The following is a 1,932-nucleotide window of genomic DNA, read 5'->3' on the forward strand; positions in this document are numbered from 1 at the left end:
GCGGGGGCGGGGGGGGCCCCCCCCGGGGGGGGGCTTGCCACCGTGTGGGTTACCGCGCCCTTTGTCGACATACGGTGGGGGGGGGCCCCCGCCCCCCCCGGCCCCCCCCCCGCGGTGCTGGCGTCGTCCGGATCAGCAAGGTGGACGTGGGCACAGAGGGCGCCGGAGACCTTGTCCCGGTCGCCGACGAGCCCGCATGAGGGGCAGACATGGATCCGGTCGGCCAGGGTTTTGGCGACCCTCTCGCCGCAGAAGCACGTCTGGGACAGCTTGGTGGTGAAGGTGGAGACGCGGAGCATCCGCCCGCCGGCCTTCTCACATTCGCGGCCGATGGCCGCTATGAGCCGGCCGGGTGTGGTGGCTTGGAGGGCTTTGCCCCAAACGCGGTACCAGGTGCGGATGTCGCAGTCCTCGACGACCAGGTTGGCACCGTGGTCGGTGATGATGTCTGCTGCGATGCGGCGGGCGCGGTGGTCTTTCGCTGCGGCCGCGGTCGCGGCGGCTTCGGCGAGCCGCGCCCGGTTGAGCCGGTAGCCAGCCGACAACGCATCACGCCGGTATCCCTGCTTGGGCACCCCGGCCTTGTGGGAGACCCGGCCACCCCGGGGCATGCCGACGGCCCGGGCGGGCAGGCCTGCGGCCTGGCGCCGGTCGGCCCGGTTCTGCTGGCGTTTCGATGGCCCGTACTGGGCGGGGCTGGATGCCCGGCGGGAGCGGTCGAGCGCCCTCTTGCGGCCGCGTTCCTTCCTGCGGGCCTTCGCCAGAGCGGCGAGTTCCTCCCTGGTGGGTTCGATGCGGGTGGCTTTGATGTCGCCGTCGGCGGGGTCGAAGGTGGCCGGGAAGGAGACAACCGAGAGGTTGGAGACGTTGCCGTCGACCCCGCCGACCCGCTTCAGTGCGGCCGCCGCCTGGCGGCGGGTCTTCGTCGCGGGGGATGCGTAGCCGCCGGCCAGGACGACCATCAGGTGGGCCTCGTACGCCCACCCGCCGGGCGCGGAGGCAGCCCGGCGGCGCACAAGGTCGATCTTGTGCCAGCTCTCCGGGCTGTTCAGGAAGTGCAGCAGGTACGGCCAGCGTCCGGAGCCGGACGGCAGGCGTACGGGCAGGACCAGGTCGCCGCGGCTGGAATCGGCACCGCCGGTGAACACGATCGCCAAAGGTCCGGTGTGGTCCCACCAGGTCGCAGCCCGCTTCTTCGGCGTGCCCTTCGCCGTCACCTCACCTGTCTCTATACGTCCGAGGGGGCGTGAGGGTGCGGGCAGTTGCCGCGGCTGCTCAAGCACTTTCACTCCCGCGGGAAGCGCGGCGACCTGCTCCGGACTGGCCACCGATCGGGGAAGACCGCGGTGCCGGTAGGCATCCAGGTGCCCGGCCAGTGTGCCGTGCAGACGGAACGTCTCCCATTTGCGGGCGCTGGTGTGGGAACGGGCACGGCCGGGGATACGGGTGTAATCCCACCACCGGCCGACCCTCGGCCGACCGAATCTGCTGCCGGAGGAGTCCGCGAACAGATGCCGGCTCACCGAGGTCTCGAACACCTCGTCGGCCTGGTGCATCACCAAAGCTTTGGTGACGTGGTGGGCGAGATGACGTGAGTTCTCCATGTGCCGGTAGGCGCGGCGTTCCATCCCCTCCCGGGACAGCCCCAGTTCCCCTCGCCACGCTTGCACATCCGACGCGCGGCGGACATCGCCCGCCCAGTACGCGGCGACCGCGTCCCGCGCATCGCGCTGCAGGGCACGTTTGATGGACCACATCGCCGAGTACAGGCCCTCAACCCGATACCGAGTGCCGGGGACGTGGACATCGAGCGGCAGACGGATCACCGCAAGCTTTGTGGGGTCTTCAAAGTTGAGCGGTGCGGAGGTATCCGCGGGCTCGGCGGGTGGTGACGCAGCGTGTGCGTAGCCGCTGGTTCGTAGCGTTGCGGAA

Annotated in this window: 1 protein-coding gene; it reads right to left on the bottom strand. The window is 70.7% G+C overall.

What is annotated here, in order from left to right:
- Positions 1 to 1,826, bottom strand: a 1,826-nt coding sequence (locus tag ACIBJF_RS53185; RefSeq protein WP_399185081.1) for a transposase, incomplete at its 3' end; no start/stop codon positions are given.
- Between the last annotated feature and the right edge of the window lie 106 nt (positions 1,827 to 1,932).

The sequence above is a fragment of the Streptomyces sp. NPDC050743 genome, from assembly GCF_044456925.1.
GTDB lineage: Bacteria > Actinomycetota > Actinomycetes > Streptomycetales > Streptomycetaceae > Streptomyces.